This window comes from Rhizobium leguminosarum bv. viciae (genome assembly GCF_012276115.1).
Lineage (GTDB): Bacteria > Pseudomonadota > Alphaproteobacteria > Rhizobiales > Rhizobiaceae > Rhizobium > Rhizobium leguminosarum_T.
This window is the reverse complement of sequence record NZ_WIEU01000013.1, coordinates 116,928-137,669: the sequence shown is the minus strand read 5'-3', so window position 1 is coordinate 137,669 and position 20,742 is coordinate 116,928. Positions and strand designations below refer to the sequence as shown.

Here is a 20,742-nt window from a genome sequence, read left to right as displayed (position 1 = left end):
GCGATGATGTTGAGTTTTCCGCTGGAAAATTCCCCGACGAAGACGGCGCGAGCGCCGCGTTTGGAACCCCACCATGCGATGAGAGCGCCGTCGAAACTTGGTTCGTATCCCCATCTGGCACGCGTATCGGCGTAAAATCGACTACTGGAAAGCAAGCAATTCCCTCACTCGTCCACTCTGAGGCACGGTCGACGGAACCTCACTCTTGAAGCGGAACCTAGTGTCGGGTGGGGAATGGTCCAGAGGCAGCAGGCCGCGAGGGCCGCCCCCTGAAGACAATTCTGGGGGCGGCGTACGCTATAATTTCAATAGCGCTCCGGCACATACATTTCAGGCGGAACCGGCGCCCTGTTGTAATCGGCGTTACGGATGCGGTCCGGCAATTGGATCTCCGGTTTCGGAACATCCTCGTAAGGGATCTGATCGAGAAGATGGGCAATGCAGTTCAAACGCGCCCGTTTCTTGTCCACGGCCTGCACCACCCACCAGGGTGCATCCTCCGTGTGGGTACGCGCCAGCATTTCTTCCTTGGCTTTGGTGTATTCCTCCCAATGGACACGGCTTTCCATATCCATCGGTGACAGCTTCCATTGCTTCAGCGGATCGTGGATACGCATATTGAAGCGGAACTCCTGCTCCTCGTCGGTGATCGAAAACCAGTATTTGATCAGCACGATTCCGGAGCGGACCAGCATGCGTTCGAATTCAGGCACCGAGCGAAAGAACTCCTCGAGTTCATCGGGGGTGCAGAACCCCATCACGCGCTCGACACCGGCGCGATTATACCAGCTTCGGTCGAAGAGCACGATCTCGCCACCGGTCGGAAGATGCGGGACATAACGCTGAAAATACCATTGATGGCGTTCCCGCTCGGTAGGGGCGGGCAGCGCGACCGTCCGGCAGACACGCGGGTTGAGCCGCTGGGTCACGCGCTTGATCGCGCCTCCCTTGCCTGCCGAATCCCGGCCTTCGAAAAGCACCACCACCTTCAGCTTCTTATGCTGGACCCAATCCTGCAGCCGCACCAGTTCGTGCTGCAAGCGGAAAAGCTCCCGGAAGTAGATCTTTCGCTCGAGCGTCTGCTCCGCCGGTTCCGACATTCCTTCGGCGACCAGATCGTCGAGCCGGTCTTCCTCCATCTGCATTTCCAGCTCTTCATCAAAGCTGTCGGCGATTTCGGCCTTTATCCGGTTGAGCTGGTCCTGATGTGTTCGCGACATGGGTTTCCCTTCCTGCTTTTGTTGACAGGAGCATGTCAGTGCGAAGTTTATATGACGACCACTGATCGAAGGCTGAAACGGTTTACCCGGGTCCCTCGTTCCAAGCGCGGCTATAGCTGTCCCGTCCGGTACTGGTCGACAAGATTGCGGCAGGCGCGGATCGTCAGAGCCATGACGGTGAGCGTCGTGCCGGCGATGCCGCTGCCGGGGAAGGCGCTGGCGTCGGTGACGATGAGGTTCGGGGCATCCCAAACCTGGTTGTAGGGGTTGAGCACCGAAGCCTCAGGGGTTTCGCCCATGCGCGCGCCGCCCGTCTCATGGATTGCCGCGCCCATGCACATGGTCTTGCGGAACCATTTGCGGAACATGAAACGGCTGAAGGCATCGGCTTCGGGAAAGGCGCCCTTGCCCATTTCCTTGAGGCCGGTGGGCGAGCCGATGAATTCGAGATCGCCGCCAATCTCCCTGATCATCGCGATTAGCGTCTCCTCCTGCCTTTTGAGCAGTGCCTGCTCCTCCTCTTGCATGACGCAGCGGATATGCGGCACGGGAATGTTCCAGGCATCCCTCCGCCTGACATCGAGCGTGATGCGGTTGTCGGCATAGGGCAGCATACGGCCGAAGCCGAAGAAGGCGAGACGTGCATCTCTGTCGCCTGAGACCGGTGCCCGGCCGACGCTTCCCTGGTAGTCAAAATCGCCGCGGGCGGCGTCGCCCTCGCCGAAGCGGGGAATGAAGATCCCGCCTGACGGATTGTAGAATGGGTCGCTCGGCGCGGATTCGTCGACCGCCCAACCCTTCGCCTTGGAAAAGGACCCGAAGGCGAGGCACGGCAGCTGGTCCATGAAATAGCGGCCGAGGGCGCCCGAGCTGTTGCCGAGTCCATCCGGATGTTTCGCCGACGCCGAATTCAAGAGCAGCCGCACGCTCTCTATCGGCGAGGCCGAAAGCACCACCGTCGCGGCTCGCGCTGTCGATACCTTCCCCGTATTACGATCGATGAACTCCGCGCCAGTGGCGCGGCCGGTCTTCTCATCCGTGGTGATGCGGCGAACGACGGCGTCGTAGCGGATGGTCAGCTCGCCTGTCGCCTTTGCTTCTCGCAGCGGTCGCGGCATCCGGTCGGCGTCAGGCGCGATGTAGCGCCAGGAGACGACGTGCCTTTCCGGCCAGCGGCTTTCGACCGCCTGCTTGAAGATCTGTTCGGCAGGAGTCAGGCTTGCCGGCTTCGCATAGATGCCGTCCGGCAGGGTGGCCACGTTGTCCTTGTTGCCGTAGAGCCCGAGATAGGCCTCGACCTCGTCGTAGAAAGGCACCAGCTCGTCATAGGAGACCGGCCAGTCCACGCCCTTTCCGGCGCGTGAGCGGATCTTGAAATCGTCGTCGGTCCAGCGCAGCAGCACCCGGCCGAAACTGTGGAGGCGTCCGCCGCCCTGGCGGCCGCGGATCCACAGAAAGGGTTCGCGCTTCGGCGTCGTATAGGGGTTTTTGCGGTCGTTGACGAAGAAGTGGCTGAAGCGCTCGGTGAAAAAGGCCGCGCGCGCCTGGATCGGCTGGCCCTTGAGGGTCGCCCGCGCACGCTCCCAGATATTGATGCTGCTTGCCGGCGCCTTCTTGCGCGCGGGATCGAAATCCTTCGGTCCGACGGCGGGGCCGGCCTCGAGCAGCAGCACCGATAATCCCTGTGCCGTCAGTTCCTTTACCGCAAAGGAACCCGCCGCGCCGGAGCCAATCACCAGCGCATCATAGACGATCTCAGACATGTATTTCCAAATCCTGTCCTGGAGCAATCCTCAAAACGGCGCGGAGCGCGTCCGGAATTGCGGGAAAACAAAGGGATGGCGCGTCACAGCCGCGACCTGTCAGCGGCGAAGAGGGATGCCTTGGCGATATCGAGCCCGGGAGCCACGGCATCGCCGGGCTGCAGGGTGACATCGCCCATAAGCCGGAGCGAAAGGCTCTGGTCCGCCCAGTCGAACCAGACGACAGCGTCCGAACCCATCGGCTCGACAACGGAAATGCGACCGGGAATGGTGGGCAGGCCGCTCGTGGCGCCATCGAGCACAAGGTGTTCCGGGCGAAAGCCGAGTGTAGCAGGTCCTTCCGCTGCGTCCGCCCGGAAGGAATAACCGGAGAGGTCGACAGTGAGCTCCTTGCTCCTGAAGACCAGCGCGCCGTTGCCGCGCTCGATCCGGCCCTCGACGAAATTCATCGCAGGAGCGCCGATGAAGCCGGCAACGAAGAGATTGGCCGGACGGCGGTAGATCTCGGTCGGCGAGGCGAGCTGCTGGATCACGCCGTCCCGCATGATGGCGATCCGGTCGGCCAGCGTCAGGGCCTCGACCTGGTCGTGGGTGACGTAGATCATGGTGTTGCCGAGGCGCTGGTGCAGTTTCTTGATCTCGACGCGCAATTCGTTGCGCAGCTTGGCATCGAGGTTCGACAGTGGTTCGTCGAACAGGAAGACATCCACTTCACGCACCAGCGCCCGGCCGATGGCGACACGCTGGCGCTGACCGCCGGAAAGCTCGGCAGGACGCCGGTCGAGCAGCTTGTCGAGCTGGAGGAGCGCGGCGGTGCGGGCGACACGGGCCTCGATCTCGGCCTTCGGCAGACCGGCGACGCGAAGTCCGAAGGAGAGGTTCTTGCGGACCGACATACGCGGATAGAGCGCGTAGGACTGGAAGACCATGCCGATGCCGCGGTCCTTCGGCTCCTCCCAGCTGACATTCTTGCCCGAGATCCATACCTCGCCTGATGTAATGTCCTGGAGACCGGCAATGGCGTTCAAAAGCGTGGACTTGCCGCAGCCGGAAGGGCCGAGCAACACCAGGAACTCCCGCGGCGCGATATCGATCGACATCTTCTCGATCACCGTATGGTCACCATAGGCGATCTTCAGATCCTTGACGGAGACGGCAGATTGCATGGAAGCGTTACCCCTTGACTGCGCCGGCCGCGATGCCGCGCACGAACCAGCGGCCGGACAGGAAATAGATGGCAAGCGGAACGATGGCGGTGAGGATCGTCGCCGCCATGTTCACGTTGTAGGTTCGCTCGCCCATCGTGGTGTTGACGATATTGTTGAGCTGCACGGTCATTGGCAGGTTGTCGCGGCCGGCAAAGACGAGACCGAGCAGGAAGTCGTTCCAGATGCCGGTGAACTGCAGCATGGAGACCACGACGACCATCGGCACGGCAATCGGCAGCATGATCTCGAAAAAGATGCGCCAGAAGCCTGCGCCGTCGACGCGCGCCGCCTTGCAGAGCTCCTCCGGCACGCTGACGAAATAGTTGCGGAAGAGCAGCGTCACCAACGGCAGGCCGAAGATGACATGCACGAGAATGATGCCGGCGAGCGAATTATAGAGATCGATATTCGCCATCGCCCGGACCATCGGATAGAGGAAGATCTGGTAGGGGATCAGGCCGCCGGCCATCAGCAGGCCGAAGAGCAGGTTTGCCCCGCGCGGCCGCCAGAGCGACAGCGCATAGCCGTTGACGGCGCCGATGAAGACGGAGAGCGCGACCGAGGGGAGGGTGATTGCCACCGAATTCCAGAAGCCGCTGCGAATGCCGACGCAGACGGTCCCCATGCAGGCGCCCGACCAGGCGGTCACCCAGGCGGAGAAATCGAGCGTGGCTGGCAGGGCAAAGATCTGCCCGAGCCGGATTTCGTCCATGGACTTCAGCGAGGTGACGACCATGGTGTAGAGCGGCAGAAGGAAGAAAAGCGCGGCGACGACAAGGAAGGCATAGAGGCCGATGCGCCCGGCGGTGATCTGTGCCGGCTTCGGACCATTTGGATGAGAGCGGGCCATCACGCAGCCCCCTTTGCTTTGTCACGCATGTGCATCGCATAGCGGAACGGGGCGACTGCGATGATCACGCCGAAGACAAGCACCGTCGCGCCAGCCGTGGCGAGGCCGAGGTTCTGGCGCCCGAACAGATTGTCCATGATGAATTTCGCCGGCACCTCCGTCGCATTGCCGGGGCCGCCATTGGTCATGGCAACGACGATGTCGTAGGTCTTGATCACGCCCATGGCAAGCAGCATGCCGGCCGCGGCCAGCGCCGGCCCGAGCTGGGGCAGGATGATCGAGACATAGATCCGCCAGACGGGAATGCCGTCGATCCGCGCCGCCTTCCATTGCTCGCCTTCGATGCCGCGCATGCCGGCGAGCGCAATGACCATGACGAGCCCCGCGCCCTGCCATACGCCGGCAAGCACCAGCGCATAGATCGCCATGTCGCGATTGACCACCCAGTCGAGGACGAAGCTTTCCCAGCCGAGCGAGCGCACACTCGCCTGGATGCCGAGCGTCGGATTGAGCATCCATTGCCAGATCAGCCCGGTCACCACGAAGGACATGGCGTAGGGATAGAGGAATATGGTCCTGAAGGCGCTTTCGAAGCGGATCTTGCGGTCCAGCGCCGCGGCCAGCAGGAAGCCGAGCAGCAAACAGCCTGCGACGTAAAGGACGCCGAAGATCAACACGTTTTGCAGCGATGCCAGCCACTTGGCGGACGAGAAGAGCTTCGAATACTGCGCCAAGCCGACATAGGTCGAGGACGGAAAAAGCGTGGAATTGGTGAAGGACAGGCGGATCGACCAGGCCATGGTGCCGATGAAGACCACGACCGCGACGAACCAGGTCGGCAAAAGGGCGATGGTCGCGGAAAGATTGGGCTTGCGTTTGATGGACATCGGCCAGCTCGTTGACGGGTGGAAAGCAGGGCTCGCACCACCGCGCGAGGCGGCGGCCGGCAGCCGTGGCGTCGACATCAGGCCGACGCCACAGGCGCTATCCTACTCGAAGATGGCGAAGAAATTCTCGGCCGCGGGGGCCGCATCATTCGAGCCGCCGCTCCAGTACTCGTCGACGAAGTCGTCGAGTGCGCCGACCTGCTGGGGCGTCAGCACGATCGCCTGATCCGGCACGATCGCACCCGCGGCCATCAGCTCGACACCCTTCTGGGCGCAGACGTCCAGTTTCGACTTGTCGACGTCGGAGCGCATCGGAACCGAACCCTTCTTGAGCGCGAATTCGACCTGGATAGCCGGGTCCATGACGACTTCGGCGAGAAGTTTCTGTGCTTTGTCGGTCTCGGCCTTGCCGGTCTTCGGGAACCAGAGGGCGTCGGCGATGTAGACCATGCCCTTCGACTCCGGCACGATCATGCAGCCATAATCCTTGCCCGGCTCCTTGCCGGCAACGGTGAATTCGCCTTTGGCCCAGTCGCCCATGAACTGCACGCCGGCTTTGGCGGTGATCAGCATGGCTGTCGCGTCGTTCCAGTTGCGGCCGGCTGCACCCGCATCGACATAGCCGCGCAGCTTGCCGAGGATCTCAAGGGTCTTCTTCACGCCTTCGACGGATGCCGGGCTCTTGTCCTTATCGACATAGATCTTCAGGAAGCCGTCGATCCCCACCTGCGAGAGCAGGATCATGTTGAAGACCTTGGTTTGCTGCCAGGGCTGGCCACCCCAGGCGACCGGAACGATGCCGGCAGCCTTCAGCTTGTCGAAATCGGCAAAGAGCTCGTCCCACGTCTTGGGCTCTTGCGAAATGCCGGCCTTCTCGAAGGCTTCCTTCGAATAGAAGATCCAGCTTTCACCATGGGCGCCGGTCGGCGAGAGATAGACCTTGCCGTCATAGGTGATGAGATCATGGATCGATTTCGGCAGGGCGTCAGCCCATTTGCCGGCGGCGGCCACGTCGTCAATTGGATTGAACAGTCCCTGGTTGATGAAGTCTGCGGCAGCGAGACCGATGACGCCCTGCTTGGCGCCGGGCGCGTCACCGGCGACGATACGGTTCTGGAAGGCGGCATCGGCCGCGCCGAAGCCGGCGATCGAGGAATCATTCCAGACGCCGCCGCGCTTTTCGAACTCGGTCTTGATGACGTTGAGGGCAGCCGCTTCGCCGCCCGACGTCCAGGACGACATGATCTCGATCGTCGGCTTGTCCTCGGCATGCGCCGAGGCGGATAGGCCGACGATTGCTGCGCCGGCAAGAAAAAGCTTCATCATGTTCTTCATTGTTCCACCTCTTGAAAATGCCCTCTTTGCGGGGCGTTTGTTGTCTTAGGGATGACTGTCAGCGATAGATCGGCAGGAGCGCCTGCCGGACGAGCGTGAGCCCGTTGGCGATGTCGCGGACGGGATCGGGCGCGGCATCGAGTTCGAGGATTGCCCAGCCTTCATAGGCTCGGTCGCGCAGCAGCCGAATCCAGGCCGGCCAATCGACCCGTCCGAGGCCGAAGCTGCAGAAATAGGGCTGGTGGCGTTCATGGATATATTTGTCGATCGGTGTGTCGGCAGGCATAGGACCGATCGCATCCTTCCAGTGGGCGATGATCATGCGCTCGTGATGGCGATCGACGAGCTGGATTGGATCGGAGCCGGCAACGATGATATGGGCCGTGTCCGGGCACATGTGCACATAGGCCGGATCGGTGAGCAGCATCATCAGATCGACGTCGCGCGCGGCGGCAAAGATCGAGTGCGCCTCGGTGTGCAGCGCAAGCCGCACGCCCCTCGCATAGAGGGTCGCGCCGAGCCGGTTCAGGAAATCGGCGATCACCTTGGCGCGGTCGAAATCGTAGAACTGCACCGGCTGGGCGCCGAGCGTCTGGCGTAGTGGCGCGCCGATCACCATGATGTCGCTGCCGCAGGCTTTCAGGAAGTCGGCGTATTGTTCCGCCTTGTCGATCAGCGCGCGCTGGGCCTCGGGCTGGGCAAAGTCACCGGCCGCCTCCAGTTCCGCGAAGAAGCCGCTGCACAGCGTCAGGCCGCGTCTTGCCAGCTCGGCTGCGAAGGCGTCGACGGAACCATAGGTCGTGATCGCGTCCTGCCAGTTGAAGGGAGAGAAGGTCAGCTCGACGCCGGTGACGCCGGAGGCCTGGACGCTGTCGAGTATCTTGTCCCAAAAGGCGCGTGGCTCGGCGCGGGCATAGTCGACGATCGCATCATGGCTGTCGACGCCCCAGAAGCCGGGATGAAAGAATGTCACGAGATCGACGCCGAAGCGCAGCCTGTCGCCAGTAGCCATAACCTGTCCATTTCTCGAGGCATGACCTACCCGCGTGCGGAACAGCCATTCCGCATCCAATAAGCCATGGATTTTCAACGCATTAAGAAATGGCAATCGTTTGCCATGACTAGATAATAGCCAAGCCGGTTTTTTAAGCAAGCGGTTTTTGGCAAACGTTTGCAATAAATCGCCCCCTGCCTTAGAGTTGCAAATCGAAGCATCCGGGAGGCCGAAATAAAAATGAATAAAAACAAGGAGGTGGCCGGAGAGGAGCCATCGGGCGCATTGATGGCGGATGTCGCGCGGCTCGCCGGCGTTGCGATATCGACAGTCAGCCGGGCGCTCGCCAATCCCGGACGGGTCAACGAGAAGACGCGCGCCAAGATCAATGCAGCAGCCAGGCAACTGGGCTACACGCCGAACGCCATGGCGCGCGGCCTCAGGGTCGGCAAGTCCAACATCATCATGATCATCCTGCCGGGATCGCTCTATTACGGCGCTTCCCAGATCATCCCGCAGGTGCTGCAGAGCATCAACAAATCGCTGATCCAGGGCGGTTACAACCTGATGATCGCCAACCTCGATCGCGACGAAATTTCAGAACGGCATATTCTCGATCTCGCCTTCGGCGGCAGCGTGCGCGGAGCCATCATCCTGTCGTCGAAGCTTCCGGAGGTCGACGGGCGCTCGCTGGCCAATTCCGGCCTGCCGATCGTGTCGATGCTGCTCGACATGAGCGATGCCGGCCTGCAGAGCGTGATTACAAACGACCGCGAGGCCGTGCGCGACGTCACGGCCGAATTGATCCGATTGGGTCATCGACGGTTCTTCTATCTTGCAGGGCCTGAAGGCAATTATCACGATGTCGAGCGTTATGGCGGTGTGCTCGAGGCGCTTGAGGCGGCAGGATTGTCCGAGGGCTCGGTACGTCGCTCGGGCGGCCATCTCGATTATCAGCACGGCTTCGACATCGGCGTCCAGGCGGCAGACGATTTCGCCAAACTGACCGAAAAGCCAACGGCGGTCATCGCGACCAGCGACGACATGGCCATTTCATTTGTCAGCCGTATCCAGCGCACGGGCCTGAGCATCCCCGGTGATGTATCCGTCGTCTCCTTCGACGGTTCCCCCGTCTGCGAATTCTGCTCTCCACCGCTCTCGACGATCAAGCAGCCGGTGGAAGAGATGGGGCGCGCGGCGGTGGATCTCCTGCTCGACGCCATTGACCAGAGGCAGAATGCGGCGGCAGTGCGCACCGTCATCCGCAGCAGCCTTATCCCCGGGGAGAGCATCGCCGCTCCGAAGAGCTGACGATGAGGAGCCGACGACGCACAGAAGCGCATGGGAACGCATGCCGCGGTCAGTGATGCGACCGGTCTTCACTTCACGGATGGAAAGCCTTGTAACGGTCATGATCCGTCAGAAAAGCATTGTGCATTCGTTGAATGCATTCATAGACAAACACCGCGGGAAAGCTTAAGTTAGCGCTAGGTAATACCTTTAACTACGGAGGCCTCATGGCATCGCCGACCTCGCTCAAACTCGATGATGAGCTAAAGGGCCGCGTTCAGCAACTGGCCGAGGCTCGCCGCCGCTCGTCCCACTGGATCATGCGTGAAGCTATTGCGCAATATGTTGAGCGCGAGGAGAAGCGTGAGGCGCTGCGACAGGAGACGCTTGACGCCTGGCATGAATTTAAAGCGACGGGACTGCATGTCACCGGCGCCGAGGTCGAAAAATGGCTTTCGACTTGGGGAACTGACGACGAGTTGTCCGCACCCGAATGCCACAAGTAGTCTTCTCCCCGGCCGCAATCCGCGACCTCGAGCGGCTCCGAGAGTTCTTACGGCTGAAAAACCCATCGGCCGCCAAGCGAGCAGGCGAAACTATACTCAAAGGCTTGAGAGCCCTCGGCGTACATCCCCATGTTGGACGCCTCATCGAGGACTTGCCCGAGCAATACCGGGAGTGGCTCATCGATTTTGGAGATAGCGGATACGTCGCTCGTTATCGTATTGAAGGCGATATTTTGATGATCCTCGCGGTACGGCATCAGAAGGAAGCAGGGTTCTGATACGGACGCCATTGCCGACAATAGGTTCCCGCAAGGCCGATTACGCTCCATCAAAACTTCGTCTGACCCCATCAGCCCATACGTCGTGCTACGAAAAATCACAACACCGGGCGACGTGAAACTTCAGGTCTGCGCGGTGGAATTTTGAAATTCCGAGCACGCATATGGACCTCTCGAAGATCAAGACGCTGATCGACTTTGTCGGACGATCGAACATTGCCGAGCTGAGCGTGACGGAAAAGGACGTGACGGTTCGGATCTTCCGCACGTCGCCGGGTCAGGAGGCTGCTGCCGAGCCCGAGCAAGAGGCGGGATCGACGACAAGCCTTGCCCAGGATGCCGGCGCCGATATGCCTTCGAGGCCTGAGAAAACCTATGCGGTGAAGGCGTCGGTCTTCGGCGTTCTGCACCGGACCCCGGCGCCGGGGGAACCGCCATTCGTCGCGATCGGTGACGAGGTGGAAGAGGGGCAGACGCTTTTCATCATCGAGGCGATGAAGGTCTTCAACACGATCGCCGCGCCGCGGTCGGGGCGCATTACGCACCTCACTGAAATCGACGACGGCGAGGTCGAGACCGGCGACCTGCTGGCGGAGATTGCCTGATGCCCGAAACGCCCGAACAATCCGCGGCCGGCCGCTTCGATACCGTTCTGATCGCCAACCGCGGCGAGATCGCTGCCCGGATCCGGCGCGCCTGCAGCGAGCTCGGCCTGAAGACGGTCGCCATCTGCTCCGAGGCCGACAGGCAAGCGCCTTACGGCAAGACCGCAGACAGCTTTCTCTGCATCGGCCCGTCGACTGCCGCCAAGAGCTATCTCAATCGGGATGCTATCCTTCTGGCGGCGCGTCTCGCCGGGGCCGGCGCCATCCATCCAGGTTACGGCTTTCTGTCGGAAAACGCCGCCTTCGCCGATGCCGTCGAAAAGGCCGGCCTGGTCTTCATTGGTCCGACCGCGTCGTCGATTGCCATCATGGGCGACAAGATCTCGGCAAAACGCGCGATGATGGCCGCCGGCGTCCCCTGCGTTCCCGGTCCGGACACCGCGCTGCCCGATGACCCCGCCACGATCGAGCGCATAGCGCTGGAAATTGGATATCCCGTCATCATCAAGGCAGCCGGCGGCGGTGGCGGACGCGGCATGCGTGTCGTGCCCAAGGCCGATTTGCTGCATGAAGCAATTGCGCTGACGCGGGAAGAGGCCCGCAAGGCTTTCGGCTCACCCTCGCTCTACATGGAGAAATTCTTAGAGCATCCGCGTCACATCGAGATACAGGTCATTTGCGACGATCACGGCAATGCCGTGTGGCTCGGGCACCGGGATTGCTCGATGCAGCGCCGCCATCAGAAAGTTGTGGAGGAGGCGCCGGCGCCTGGAATCGCGCCCGACATCATCCAGCCGGTCGGCCTGGCTTGCGTAGAGGCCTGCCTCCAGATCGGCTATCGGGGCGTCGGAACCTTCGAATTCCTCTATGAGGATGGCGCTTTCTATTTTATCGAGATGAACACGCGACTTCAGGTCGAGCATCCCGTCACCGAGCTGACGAGTGGTGTCGATATCGTCCAGGCGCAGATAAGGGCGGCGCAGGGTCACGTTCTCGATCTCACCCAAGGCGATGTGACATGCGAGGGCCACTCCTTCGAATGCCGCATCAACGCCGAGGATCCGGAAACCTTCCTGCCGTCGGCGGGTGTCGTCACCCATCTGGCGTTGCCGGCGGGACCGGGCATCCGCGTCGATACGCATATTCATGCCGGCTACAAGGTCTCGCCCTATTACGACTCGCTGATCGCCAAGCTGATCGTCCATGCGCCGACGCGGGCGGAAGCGATGGCAAGAATGCGCGAAGCGCTTGCCGGCACTGAGGTCGAGGGAATTTCCACCAATATCCCTTTCCTGCGCGCTCTGTTCGAGGACGGTGCATTCGCGCAGGGCGAGACGGACATCCATTATCTCGAACAATGGCTGAAGCTGCGGAGGGCAGCATGAGCGCGATCGATTTCAGCGATCCGGCGACCATCGCATTGCTCACCGAGGCGTTGACCGCCGCCGGTGTGAACGGTCTCGAAATCTCCCGGCCGGGCGGACAGCTTCGCATTATCGTCGCCGGAGAAAGGGGCGCCGGGATCAACTCGACCGAAGCGACGCCTCCTGCTCCCGGTTTGGCTCCCGGCTCCGCATCGGCCGTCGTGAAGGCGCCGATGGCAGGCCGCTTCTGTCTCGAGCATCCCGCCTCCGCCACGCCGCAAAATCTGCCGCGCTCCATATCCGATGCGGATATCGTCGGCTTTGTCGGGGTAGGGCACATCCTGCTTCCCCTTCGCGCCGGCCGTTCCGGTGTTTTGACCAGGCTGCTCGCCGAGCCCGGCGCACTGGTCGGCTTCGGCGATCCTCTGTTCGAAATCGAGCTCCAGTCATGATCGTCACGACGAACAGACATGCAACGCAACGCGAAATCGTTCCGGCCACCAAAAGCCAGGCGCGGGTTTCCTCGATCGGCGCCAGATCCTTCCTGCTTGAGGCGCCAGGCGACTTCGATCTCATCGCGCAGCGGCGGATATGGGCTCTATCCCAGACCGTGAAAGGCTGGACGGATATTGCGGAAAACATTCCGGGCATGACCAATCTGCTGGCGATCTTCAAGGAGACGCCCGAGGATCCTGATGCGGTGGTCGCCCGGCTGCTGGAGGCATGGGAGAATGCCCGCAGCATCGATCTCAACGGCAAGACCATCGAGATCCCCGTCCATTATGGCGGTGAATATGCGACGGATCTTCCAGCCCTTTGCGATCTCTCGGGCTTGAGCGACCGCGAAGTCGTCCGCATCCATCATCAAGCGACCTACCGTGTCTTCGCCTTGGGCAGCGCTCCCGGTTTCGGTTATCTACACGGTCTCGATCCGCGCATCTACATGCCGCGAAAGACCGTGCCATCACTGAAGATGCCGAAGGGCTGCGTGACCATCGGCGGCATGCAGACCGGCGTCGCCATGCTCACGGGTCCGAACGGCTGGAATTCCATCGGCTTCGCAACGCTTGAGATGTTCGACCCCACATCGCCGACCCCCGCCATGATGGCGCCGGGAGATACGGTGCGGTTCCTGCCGGCAAGGATCGAGCTATGATCGAGATCATCGAAAGCGGCCCGTTCAACACGCTGCAGGATCTAGGCCGCCCCGGCTATCGCGATATCGGCGTATCCGCCAGCGGCGCGATGGATCCGCTTGCGGTCCGGATCGGCAACATTCTCGTCGGCAATGATGAAAATGCCGCCGCGATAGAGGTGCAGACCTTCCCGTTCATCCTGCGTTTCGAACGGCGCATCGCCTTTGCCGTGACCGGCGCCGACGGCAATCCTCATCTCGACGGTTCGGAACTGCTTGCCTGGTGCGCCTATCTCGCGGAGCCCGGACAGGTTCTCGAACTGAAACAGCCTCCACGGCTGGCGCGCTCCTATATTTCGGTCGGAGGCGGGCTGGATATTCCCGTTGTCATGGGTTCGCGAAGCACGTCGCTGCGCGGCGGCTTTGGCGGCAATGCAGGCCGGCCTCTGGCGAAGGGAGACCGGATCGCGGTCGGCAAGGACGCAGAGATCACCATGCTGCCGACCTCGGGTCTTGCCGTGGTCGAACCGTCCGTGGCGCTGCGCGATGTCTTCCCGGCTGCTGTCGACGGCACGCTGCCGATCCGTGCTCTGCCGGCCGGCGAGCACGATCTTTTCGCAGGCGATGGCGAAGCTTTCTGGAGCCAGACCTGGAGGATTTCCTCCCGCAGCGACCGGACGGGCTACCGGCTCTCAGGCGAGCCGATCAAGCCGACGGCGTCCATCGAGATGCGCTCCCACGGCGTCGTGCCCGGCGTGATCCAGGTTCCACCCGGCGGCGAACCGATCGTGCAGATGAGCGATGCCAACACCGCCGGCGGATATCCGAAGATCGCCGGCGTGATCGAATGCGATCTCTGGCGGCTCGGGCAAGCCCGCATCGGCGCCCGCCTGAAGTTCGTTCGCTCGACGCATGCGGAGGCGCGCAAGGCGGAGCAGGCTATCGCCCGCTATGTCGACGACGTCAGGCAAACATCCCGAATGGTCAAGCGCGCCTTGAAGGCGATGGCCTAATGCGTGTCGCCCAGGAGGCCGTCAAAAGGAGGAACTGATGAAGATCGATCTGAATTCCGACATGGGCGAAGGATTTGGTCCCTACCGGCTGTGCGACGACGAAGCGATGATGAAACTCGTCTCGTCGGCCAACATCGCCTGCGGTTTCCACGGCGGCGACCCCGATACGATGGGGCGCATGGTCCGGCTTGCGAAACTGAACGGCGTCGGCATCGGCGCGCATCCGGGCTTGCCCGACCGGCTGGGGTTCGGCCGGCGCGAAATAGCATTTTCGGCAGACGAGCTTCGCCAGCAGATGCTCTATCAGCTCGGCGCCCTGATGGCGATTGCCAAGGCCGAGGGTGTCACGGTGTCCCATATCAGCTTCCATGCAGCCATGGGCAATATGGTCAACCGCGATCCTGTGCTGGCCGAGCTGATGATGGATGCGATCGCCACCTTGGATGCCGGCCTCGTCGTTTTCGTCACTTCAGGCAGCGAGATCCAGCAGGCGGCCAGACGCGCGCGTTTGAAGACGCTGGCGCTTTTCCTTGCCGACCGGGCCTATGACGCCGAGGGCAGACTTGTCGCGCGCGGGCTCGCCGGCGCTGTCATCAAGGACGAGGCCGCGGTGCGTGCACGTGTCCGACAATTCCTCCTCGAAGGAACCGTCGAGACGATCGAGGGAGCGGTGATCGCAATGCCGGCCCGCTCCATTCTCGTCCACAGCGACACGCCCGGCGCCCTGGAGCTTGCCGGTATCGTGCGCGGCGAGATCGAAGCCGCGGGTGCTGCGCTCGCGCCTGCCGCCGAACTCGCCGACTGACGCAATCCCGATCGCCCGAGCGCGGTTTCCCGTTCCCATCTCTCATCGAAGGACCATCTTGATGTCCGCCATATCAGACCGCCTGAAAAACGTCTCCATCTCCGCATCCGCCGTCATGACCCAGCGCGCCAGGGAACTGGCCGCCAACGGGATCAAAGTCGTCAGCCTCTCGTCCGGCGAACCGGATTTCCCCACACCGGCGCACGCGATCGAGGCGGCCCATGCGGCAGCTCTTGCGGGCGATACGAAATATCCTCCGATGGACGGTACGCCGGCTCTCAAGGCCGCCATCATCAGAAAGTTCAAACGGGACAACAATCTCGACTACGATGCCAGCCAGATCGTCGTCTCGGGCGGCGGCAAGCAGGTGATCTTCAATGCCATGCTGGCAACCTGCAATCCCGGCGACGAGGTTGTCATTCCGACACCCTCCTGGGTCAGCTATGCGGATATCGTCAAATTCGCCGGCGGTGTCCCGGTCGCCGTCCCCTGCCACGAGCAGACCGGCTTCAAGCTGCGTCCCGAGGATCTGGAGGCGGCGATCACGCCGCGCACCAAGTGGCTCTTCCTGAATTTCCCGAACAATCCGACCGGCGCCGCCTGCTCCCGGGCGGAGATGGCTGCCATCGCCGAGGTTATGCTGCGTCATCCCGATGTCTGGATCATGACCGACGATATCTACGAACACCTGGTCTATGACGACTTCCAGTTCTGCACGATCGCCGAAGTCGAGCCCAGGCTCTATGAGCGCGTCCTGACGATGAACGGCGTCTCCAAGGCTTACGCAATGACAGGCTGGCGGCTCGGCTTTTGCGCCGGGCCGAAAGAGCTGATCTCCGCCGTCAGCAACGTCAACGGCCAAAATGGCGGCGGCATCGCGACGCCGACGCAGGCTGCGGCGACCGCTGCCCTGGACGGGCCGCAGGGTCTCTTGAAGGAGCGTGCCGCGATCTACAAGGAAAGACGCGATTTCGTCCTCGACAGATTGTCTGAGGTGGACGGGTTGCGCTGCCATCGGCCCGAAGGCGCCTTCTACATCTACCCGAATATCTCGGGGCTGATCGGTAAGACCAGCAAGGGCGGGCGAAAGATCGAGACCGACGTCGATTTCGTCATGGCGCTCGTCGACGAGCATCATGTCGCGACCGTGCAAGGGGCGGCTTACGGAATGAGCCCGTTCTTTCGCATTTCCTACGCCACGAGCATGGAGAAACTCGGCGAAGGCTGCGCGCGCATAGCTCAATTCTGCAGGGATATGTGCTGATCGGCAGCGAGTTTTTAGTTTTTCAAGCGCGCGGTCAACTCGATGAGGATGTCTCGGACGGCAAGGGCCGGTTCCGATAGGGGATTCTGGTCGGAAACGCACAGCGACAGGGTTTCTTCGATCCGCGGCGAGACGAGCCGGCAGATCAGCGGCTCGCTCGATTCCGATACGATGCGGTCGGCGATGGCTTTCGGCATGATCGTCGCGCCGAGGCCGCTGCCCACCGCCCGGGCGAGGGTACGGACGATTTCGACTTCCGCCACGACTTTCAAATTGGTGCGGGTGCGCGTGAAGGCGGTATCGACCGCGCGGCGGACGAAATTATAGGCCGGCGGCAACAGCAGCGGTATTCCGTCGAGAGTATTGACCGAAACGGGTTTCGCACCAGCCTCGATCGCAAAGTCCCGATGCGCGACAAGGAAAAACTCTTCGCTGAGAATCGGCTCGAACCGGACACCCTTGATTGGTCCGGTTCCGTGGAGAAGCGCCATCTCCAACCGGCCGTTCATGATCATTTGGCTATAGGTCTGGCCGACGCTTTCCGTCAGGTGCAGCAGGATACCGGGATGCCGTTTCCGGGTCTCCGCCAGGAGATCGACCGACAGCGTGGCGGCACTGCTGAAGGGCACGAGACCGACGGACACACGGCCGGCAAGCGAATTGCCGGCTGCCGAGGCATCCGCTTGCGCCTGCTCCATCTGCCGAAGGATAATCTGCGCATGGCGATACACCGCATGTCCCGCATCGGTCATGCTGACGCCCTGCTGGCTGCGGATCAGCAGCTTGTGGCCGAAATGCTCCTCCAGTCCGGCAAGCTGCTGGCTGAGCGCCGGCTGGGCGATATGCAAAAGATCCGCCGCTCGCGTGATGCTGCCGCTGTCGACGATCACGATGAAAGATTTGAGGCGTCTGATGTCCATGAGGATCGGGGTACCGTTCTGATCTGCGCAGCTTACATGTTTGCAGACGCGCATTGCTTTTGCAACGCGACGCCGTCGCCAGAACCGGGGACTGCCTGAGGCACGGACGCCGCGAGGTGATGCCCGGCATCAGCTCTTTCTTTTCTTCAGCAGCCTGCGCCGGCTCCATAACCGTTGCTTATTGCTCCAGAGATAATCGGTCTTAGGCAAGGACTTTAAGCTTCGCTACTGTCTCGATCAACAACAAGGGAACGACAATGCCATTCTCCGACTACAAGACCGCACTGGTGACCGGCGCATCCTCCGGTATCGGCGCAGCCGTGGTGGAGCGGTTCCGCCGGGAGAACATCGAGGTCCATGCGGTTGCCCGTAGCGCCGAAGCGTTGCAGCAGCTGGCCGCGCGAACGGGCTGCATCGCCCACGTCATCGATGTGACCGACCGTCAGGCCATGGCCGAGCTCACGCGTCGAGTGGACTTCGATATTCTCGTCAACAATGCCGGCGTCGATCGGCCGAAGAAATTCCTGGAAGCCGACGAGGGCGATATCGATCTTATCATCGACGTCAATCTCCGGGCGGTCCTGCACATCTGCCGCCTGGTCGTGCCCGGCATGGTGGCGCGCGACCGCGGACATGTCATCAACATCTCGTCGATCGCCGGCGCCTACAATTTCGGCGGCAACTCATCCTATCACGCCACCAAGGCCGGGGTGAGCATGCTGTCCAACCAGCTGCGCATCGACGCTTTCGGCAAGCGGGTACGGGTCACGGAAATCTGCCCCGGCCGGGTCGCCACTGACATTTTCAATCACGTCCATGGCGATGACCCCAGCATCCGCGAACGATTCATCGACGGCTTCGAATTGCCGCAGGCGGCCGATATCGCCGACGCGATTGCCTTCGCGATAGCAGCCCCCGTCGCCGTCAATATCGGGCACATGGAGATCACGCCGACGCTGCAGGTCATGGGCGGGCTGCAGACAGCAAAGCCCCAGTCTGCGGCGAAGCCGGATCAATCCGCTGCGGCGAATACAGATCAATCCGGGGAGCCAAACCCGTGAGTGGTTTCGACCTTTCGGCAATCCTCGGAAATCCGGAATATACCGCCATGCTGCTGCATGGCATCGAGATGACCTTCATCATCTACGCCGGCTCCTGGTCTATGGCGATGGCGCTGGCACTTCTGCTGCTGGCTTTGCGTTTGTCGCCCTTTCGCTTCGGCGATCCGTTAGTCGCTGCTTACGTCTCTTACCATCGGAACGTCCCCACCCTGGTTCAGCTGATGCTGTGGTATTTCGGGATTTTCACCCTGATGCCAAGCGGAGTAGCCGAATGGCTGGCCGTCCACAATGCCGAAGCTATCTTCGCTGTTATCGGGCTCGGGCTTTGCCAGGCGGCCTATTTCAGCGAAGATCTTCGATCGGGCGTGCGCTCGGTCAGCCCCGGCCAAATGCAGGCAGCCCGCGCGCTTGGCCACGGCTATGTCTCGGCGATGCGTTTCGTCATCATGCCGCAAGGCGTGCGCAACGCCCTGCCGCCGCTCATCAATCACAGCGTTTCCCTGTTCAAGAACAGCAGTCTCGCCGTCGTCATCGGAGCTTCGGAACTGACGCATGCCGTCAAGGAGATCGAAAACCTCAGCTTCCGGACCTTCGAGATCTATCTGATCGGCACGGTTCTCTACCTTTTCTTCTCGCTCGTGATCATGAGCATCGGCGCCTATCTTTCGATGCGCGCGGATCCTGCCAGGAGCGCGCGGGCATGATCCACGACATGATCGCCATCGTCCAAGATTACTGGCTGCTGCTGCTGATCGGCCAATATCCGAACGGGCCGCTTGGCGGGCTCGCCAACACGCTGATCCTTTCGGCGCTCAGCATCGCTCTCGCCTTCCCGGTCAGTATCCTGTTCGCGCTGGCGCGGCTCTCCAAGTCGCCGCTGCTGCGCTGGCCGGTCACCGCGCTCGTCTATTTCACCAGGGGCGTGCCGCTCTTGATGCTCATCCTGTGGAGCTATTTCCTCGTTCCGCTGCTGACCGGCGCTGATGTGCCGAGCTTCGTCACGATGCTGACGACGCTCGTGGTCTATCAGAGCGCGTTCCTGAGCGAAGTCGTGCGTGCCGGCATCGTAGCGCTCGGACCGGGCCAGATGGATGCGGGGCGTGCGCTTGGCCACGGCTATCTCGGTGCTATGCGCTTCATCATCCTGCCGCAGGCACTCTACAACATGATCCCGAGCATCATCTCCACCTTCGTCTCGACGATCAAGGACACGACGCTCGGCTACGTGATCAACGTGCCGGACCTGACCTTTGCCGCAAGCCAGGTCAACAACCAGCTCCTGACGCAGCCTTTCCAGGTCTTCCTGATCCTGGCGATCGTCTACTTCGCCATCTGCTGGACGCTCACCTACTTCGCAAATCGCCTCGAGCGGAACATCACGCGGCGGCGTGCGGGACTTTCCAACCTTCCCTCTGCTGTGTTGGTCGCGCCATCGAAAATCATATCGGAGCAGCTATGACCATGTCAGTTTCAGCACCGGAATTGCAGACGATCCGGCTTTCGCAAGTCTGCAAGAGCTACGGCGACTATCCGGTCCTGAAGGATATCGATGCGCAGGTCTCGCGCGGTGAAGTCGTGGTCATCTGCGGGCCGTCCGGTTCGGGAAAATCGACGCTGATCCGCACGATCAATCGCCTAGAGGAGATCAACAGCGGATCGATCACGCTCGACGGGCAAAACATCCACGCCGCCATGCGGGCAAAAGAACTCAATGCGCTGCGCAGCCGGATCGGCTTCGTGTTTCAGAACTTCAACCTGTTTCCGCACCTGTCGGTCGTCGAAAACGTCTCGATGTCGCCGATCCGGGTGAAAGGCGTGGCGCCGGATGTTGCCGAGGACAAGGCCCTCAAGCTTCTCGATCGGGTCGGTCTGGCCGACAAGGCGCGGGCCTATCCCGGTCAACTCTCGGGCGGCCAGCAGCAGCGGGTGGCAATCGCCCGCGCCCTTGCCATGGAACCGCCGGTGATGCTGTTCGACGAGCCTACCAGCGCGCTCGATCCCGAAATGGTCGGCGAAGTGCTGGCCGTCATGAAGAGCCTGGCGTCCGAAGGCATGACCATGCTCTGCGTCACCCACGAAATGGGTTTCGCGCGCGACGTCGCCGATCGGGTCTGGTTCATCGATGCGGGCCAGATCCTCGAAATGACGACGCCTGAGGAATTCTTCAACAATCCAAGCCATCCCCGTGCGCAGCGTTTCCTCGCTGATCTCAGGCATTGATACCAACCACCAAAAACAAAGGAG

The 20,742-nt window shown here is 61.7% G+C and carries 22 protein-coding genes; 14 read left to right on the top strand and 8 right to left on the bottom strand.

Annotated features, from left to right (window positions below; translation table 11 throughout):
- Positions 1-305: 305 nt before the first annotated feature.
- From ppk2 to GFM02_RS22155, 7 genes are all read right to left on the bottom strand, one after another.
- A complete protein-coding gene (ppk2, locus tag GFM02_RS22185; protein WP_020047805.1) occupies positions 306-1,220 on the bottom strand; it encodes a polyphosphate kinase 2 in 915 nt (304 codons plus the stop codon).
- Positions 1,221-1,330: 110 nt separating this feature from the next.
- On the bottom strand, positions 1,331-2,983 hold the full coding sequence (locus GFM02_RS22180; protein ID WP_168322809.1) for a GMC oxidoreductase: 1,653 nt from the start codon (positions 2,981-2,983) through the stop codon (positions 1,331-1,333).
- A gap of 83 nt (positions 2,984-3,066) precedes the next feature.
- Positions 3,067-4,149 (bottom strand): ABC transporter ATP-binding protein, encoded by a 1,083-nt coding sequence (locus GFM02_RS22175; protein ID WP_168322808.1) that lies wholly within the window; start codon positions 4,147-4,149, stop codon positions 3,067-3,069.
- Positions 4,150-4,156: 7 nt separating this feature from the next.
- Positions 4,157-5,041: a carbohydrate ABC transporter permease gene (locus GFM02_RS22170; RefSeq protein WP_168322807.1), complete on the bottom strand. Its 885-nt coding sequence runs from the start codon at positions 5,039-5,041 to the stop codon at positions 4,157-4,159.
- Positions 5,041-5,928, bottom strand: coding sequence for a carbohydrate ABC transporter permease (locus tag GFM02_RS22165; protein WP_163883331.1), 888 nt, complete (start codon positions 5,926-5,928; stop codon positions 5,041-5,043). The genes GFM02_RS22170 and GFM02_RS22165 overlap by 1 nt, the downstream gene beginning before the upstream one ends.
- A 102-nt stretch (positions 5,929-6,030) precedes the next feature.
- Positions 6,031-7,263 (bottom strand): ABC transporter substrate-binding protein, encoded by a 1,233-nt coding sequence (locus tag GFM02_RS22160; protein ID WP_168322806.1) that lies wholly within the window; start codon positions 7,261-7,263, stop codon positions 6,031-6,033.
- Positions 7,264-7,321: 58 nt separating this feature from the next.
- Positions 7,322-8,275, bottom strand: coding sequence for a sugar phosphate isomerase/epimerase family protein (locus GFM02_RS22155; RefSeq protein ID WP_168322805.1), 954 nt, complete (start codon positions 8,273-8,275; stop codon positions 7,322-7,324).
- A 222-nt stretch (positions 8,276-8,497) separates the two neighbouring features.
- Here GFM02_RS22155 and GFM02_RS22150 point away from each other — a divergent pair, with 222 nt between their 5' ends.
- From GFM02_RS22150 to GFM02_RS22105, 10 genes are all read left to right on the top strand, one after another.
- Positions 8,498-9,568 (top strand): LacI family DNA-binding transcriptional regulator, encoded by a 1,071-nt coding sequence (locus GFM02_RS22150; protein WP_168322804.1) that lies wholly within the window; start codon positions 8,498-8,500, stop codon positions 9,566-9,568.
- A 206-nt stretch (positions 9,569-9,774) separates the two neighbouring features.
- Positions 9,775-10,053 (top strand): CopG family ribbon-helix-helix protein, encoded by a 279-nt coding sequence (locus GFM02_RS22145; RefSeq protein ID WP_003555445.1) that lies wholly within the window; start codon positions 9,775-9,777, stop codon positions 10,051-10,053.
- Positions 10,041-10,331, top strand: coding sequence for a type II toxin-antitoxin system RelE/ParE family toxin (locus GFM02_RS22140; protein WP_168322803.1), 291 nt, complete (start codon positions 10,041-10,043; stop codon positions 10,329-10,331). Before GFM02_RS22145 ends, GFM02_RS22140 begins: the two co-directional genes overlap by 13 nt.
- A 164-nt stretch (positions 10,332-10,495) precedes the next feature.
- Positions 10,496-10,936: an acetyl-CoA carboxylase biotin carboxyl carrier protein gene (locus GFM02_RS22135; RefSeq protein WP_168322802.1), complete on the top strand. Its 441-nt coding sequence runs from the start codon at positions 10,496-10,498 to the stop codon at positions 10,934-10,936.
- On the top strand, positions 10,936-12,321 hold the full coding sequence (gene accC / locus GFM02_RS22130) for an acetyl-CoA carboxylase biotin carboxylase subunit (protein WP_168322801.1): 1,386 nt from the start codon (positions 10,936-10,938) through the stop codon (positions 12,319-12,321). The genes GFM02_RS22135 and accC overlap by 1 nt, the downstream gene beginning before the upstream one ends.
- Entirely contained in the window at positions 12,318-12,752 is a 435-nt protein-coding gene (locus tag GFM02_RS22125; RefSeq protein WP_168322800.1) for an acetyl-CoA carboxylase biotin carboxyl carrier protein, read from the top strand. The genes accC and GFM02_RS22125 overlap by 4 nt, the downstream gene beginning before the upstream one ends.
- A complete protein-coding gene (pxpB, locus tag GFM02_RS22120; protein WP_168322799.1) occupies positions 12,749-13,456 on the top strand; it encodes a 5-oxoprolinase subunit PxpB in 708 nt (235 codons plus the stop codon). Before GFM02_RS22125 ends, pxpB begins: the two co-directional genes overlap by 4 nt.
- Positions 13,453-14,448, top strand: a complete 996-nt coding sequence (locus GFM02_RS22115; RefSeq protein ID WP_168322798.1) for a biotin-dependent carboxyltransferase family protein — start codon at positions 13,453-13,455, stop codon at positions 14,446-14,448. The genes pxpB and GFM02_RS22115 overlap by 4 nt, the downstream gene beginning before the upstream one ends.
- Before the next feature lie 37 nt (positions 14,449-14,485).
- Positions 14,486-15,253, top strand: coding sequence for a 5-oxoprolinase subunit PxpA (locus GFM02_RS22110; RefSeq protein WP_168322797.1), 768 nt, complete (start codon positions 14,486-14,488; stop codon positions 15,251-15,253).
- A 61-nt stretch (positions 15,254-15,314) separates the two neighbouring features.
- Entirely contained in the window at positions 15,315-16,517 is a 1,203-nt protein-coding gene (locus GFM02_RS22105; RefSeq protein WP_168322796.1) for a pyridoxal phosphate-dependent aminotransferase, read from the top strand.
- Between the two features lie 14 nt (positions 16,518-16,531).
- Here GFM02_RS22105 and nac read toward each other — a convergent pair whose 3' ends face one another.
- Complete coding sequence (nac, locus tag GFM02_RS22100) at positions 16,532-17,491, bottom strand: nitrogen assimilation transcriptional regulator NAC (protein ID WP_205930418.1); 960 nt, start codon at positions 17,489-17,491, stop codon at positions 16,532-16,534.
- Positions 17,492-17,694: 203 nt separating this feature from the next.
- On the opposite strand from nac, the gene GFM02_RS22095 reads away from it, so the two are divergent.
- From GFM02_RS22095 to GFM02_RS22080, 4 genes are read left to right on the top strand one after another with little or no spacing between them, the layout of a single operon-like run.
- Entirely contained in the window at positions 17,695-18,498 is an 804-nt protein-coding gene (locus GFM02_RS22095) for an SDR family oxidoreductase (protein WP_168322795.1), read from the top strand.
- Positions 18,495-19,202, top strand: a complete 708-nt coding sequence (locus GFM02_RS22090) for an amino acid ABC transporter permease (protein WP_003538411.1) — start codon at positions 18,495-18,497, stop codon at positions 19,200-19,202. The genes GFM02_RS22095 and GFM02_RS22090 overlap by 4 nt, the downstream gene beginning before the upstream one ends.
- Positions 19,199-19,957 carry an amino acid ABC transporter permease gene (locus GFM02_RS22085; protein WP_168322794.1) on the top strand — a complete coding sequence of 253 codons (759 nt, stop codon included), beginning with the start codon at positions 19,199-19,201 and terminating at the stop codon, positions 19,955-19,957. The genes GFM02_RS22090 and GFM02_RS22085 overlap by 4 nt, the downstream gene beginning before the upstream one ends.
- Positions 19,954-20,718: an amino acid ABC transporter ATP-binding protein gene (locus GFM02_RS22080; protein ID WP_168322793.1), complete on the top strand. Its 765-nt coding sequence runs from the start codon at positions 19,954-19,956 to the stop codon at positions 20,716-20,718. Before GFM02_RS22085 ends, GFM02_RS22080 begins: the two co-directional genes overlap by 4 nt.
- Positions 20,719-20,742: the final 24 nt, after the last annotated feature.

Coding starts and splice junctions, on each gene's coding strand:
- GFM02_RS22125 (WP_168322800.1), top strand. CDS start 12,318: ATGAGCGCGATCGATTTCAGCGATCCGGCGACCATCGCATTGCTCACC.
- GFM02_RS22170 (WP_168322807.1), bottom strand. CDS start 5,041: ATGGCCCGCTCTCATCCAAATGGTCCGAAGCCGGCACAGATCACCGCC.
- GFM02_RS22165 (WP_163883331.1), bottom strand. CDS start 5,928: ATGTCCATCAAACGCAAGCCCAATCTTTCCGCGACCATCGCCCTTTTG.
- GFM02_RS22150 (WP_168322804.1), top strand. CDS start 8,498: ATGAATAAAAACAAGGAGGTGGCCGGAGAGGAGCCATCGGGCGCATTG.
- GFM02_RS22105 (WP_168322796.1), top strand. CDS start 15,315: ATGTCCGCCATATCAGACCGCCTGAAAAACGTCTCCATCTCCGCATCC.
- GFM02_RS22140 (WP_168322803.1), top strand. CDS start 10,041: ATGCCACAAGTAGTCTTCTCCCCGGCCGCAATCCGCGACCTCGAGCGG.
- GFM02_RS22175 (WP_168322808.1), bottom strand. CDS start 4,149: ATGCAATCTGCCGTCTCCGTCAAGGATCTGAAGATCGCCTATGGTGAC.
- GFM02_RS22145 (WP_003555445.1), top strand. CDS start 9,775: ATGGCATCGCCGACCTCGCTCAAACTCGATGATGAGCTAAAGGGCCGC.
- nac (WP_205930418.1), bottom strand. CDS start 17,491: ATGCGCGTCTGCAAACATGTAAGCTGCGCAGATCAGAACGGTACCCCG.
- GFM02_RS22155 (WP_168322805.1), bottom strand. CDS start 8,275: ATGGCTACTGGCGACAGGCTGCGCTTCGGCGTCGATCTCGTGACATTC.
- GFM02_RS22135 (WP_168322802.1), top strand. CDS start 10,496: ATGGACCTCTCGAAGATCAAGACGCTGATCGACTTTGTCGGACGATCG.
- GFM02_RS22180 (WP_168322809.1), bottom strand. CDS start 2,983: ATGTCTGAGATCGTCTATGATGCGCTGGTGATTGGCTCCGGCGCGGCG.
- GFM02_RS22085 (WP_168322794.1), top strand. CDS start 19,199: ATGATCCACGACATGATCGCCATCGTCCAAGATTACTGGCTGCTGCTG.
- GFM02_RS22095 (WP_168322795.1), top strand. CDS start 17,695: ATGCCATTCTCCGACTACAAGACCGCACTGGTGACCGGCGCATCCTCC.
- GFM02_RS22110 (WP_168322797.1), top strand. CDS start 14,486: ATGAAGATCGATCTGAATTCCGACATGGGCGAAGGATTTGGTCCCTAC.
- GFM02_RS22160 (WP_168322806.1), bottom strand. CDS start 7,263: ATGAAGAACATGATGAAGCTTTTTCTTGCCGGCGCAGCAATCGTCGGC.
- accC (WP_168322801.1), top strand. CDS start 10,936: ATGCCCGAAACGCCCGAACAATCCGCGGCCGGCCGCTTCGATACCGTT.
- ppk2 (WP_020047805.1), bottom strand. CDS start 1,220: ATGTCGCGAACACATCAGGACCAGCTCAACCGGATAAAGGCCGAAATC.
- GFM02_RS22115 (WP_168322798.1), top strand. CDS start 13,453: ATGATCGAGATCATCGAAAGCGGCCCGTTCAACACGCTGCAGGATCTA.
- GFM02_RS22080 (WP_168322793.1), top strand. CDS start 19,954: ATGACCATGTCAGTTTCAGCACCGGAATTGCAGACGATCCGGCTTTCG.
- pxpB (WP_168322799.1), top strand. CDS start 12,749: ATGATCGTCACGACGAACAGACATGCAACGCAACGCGAAATCGTTCCG.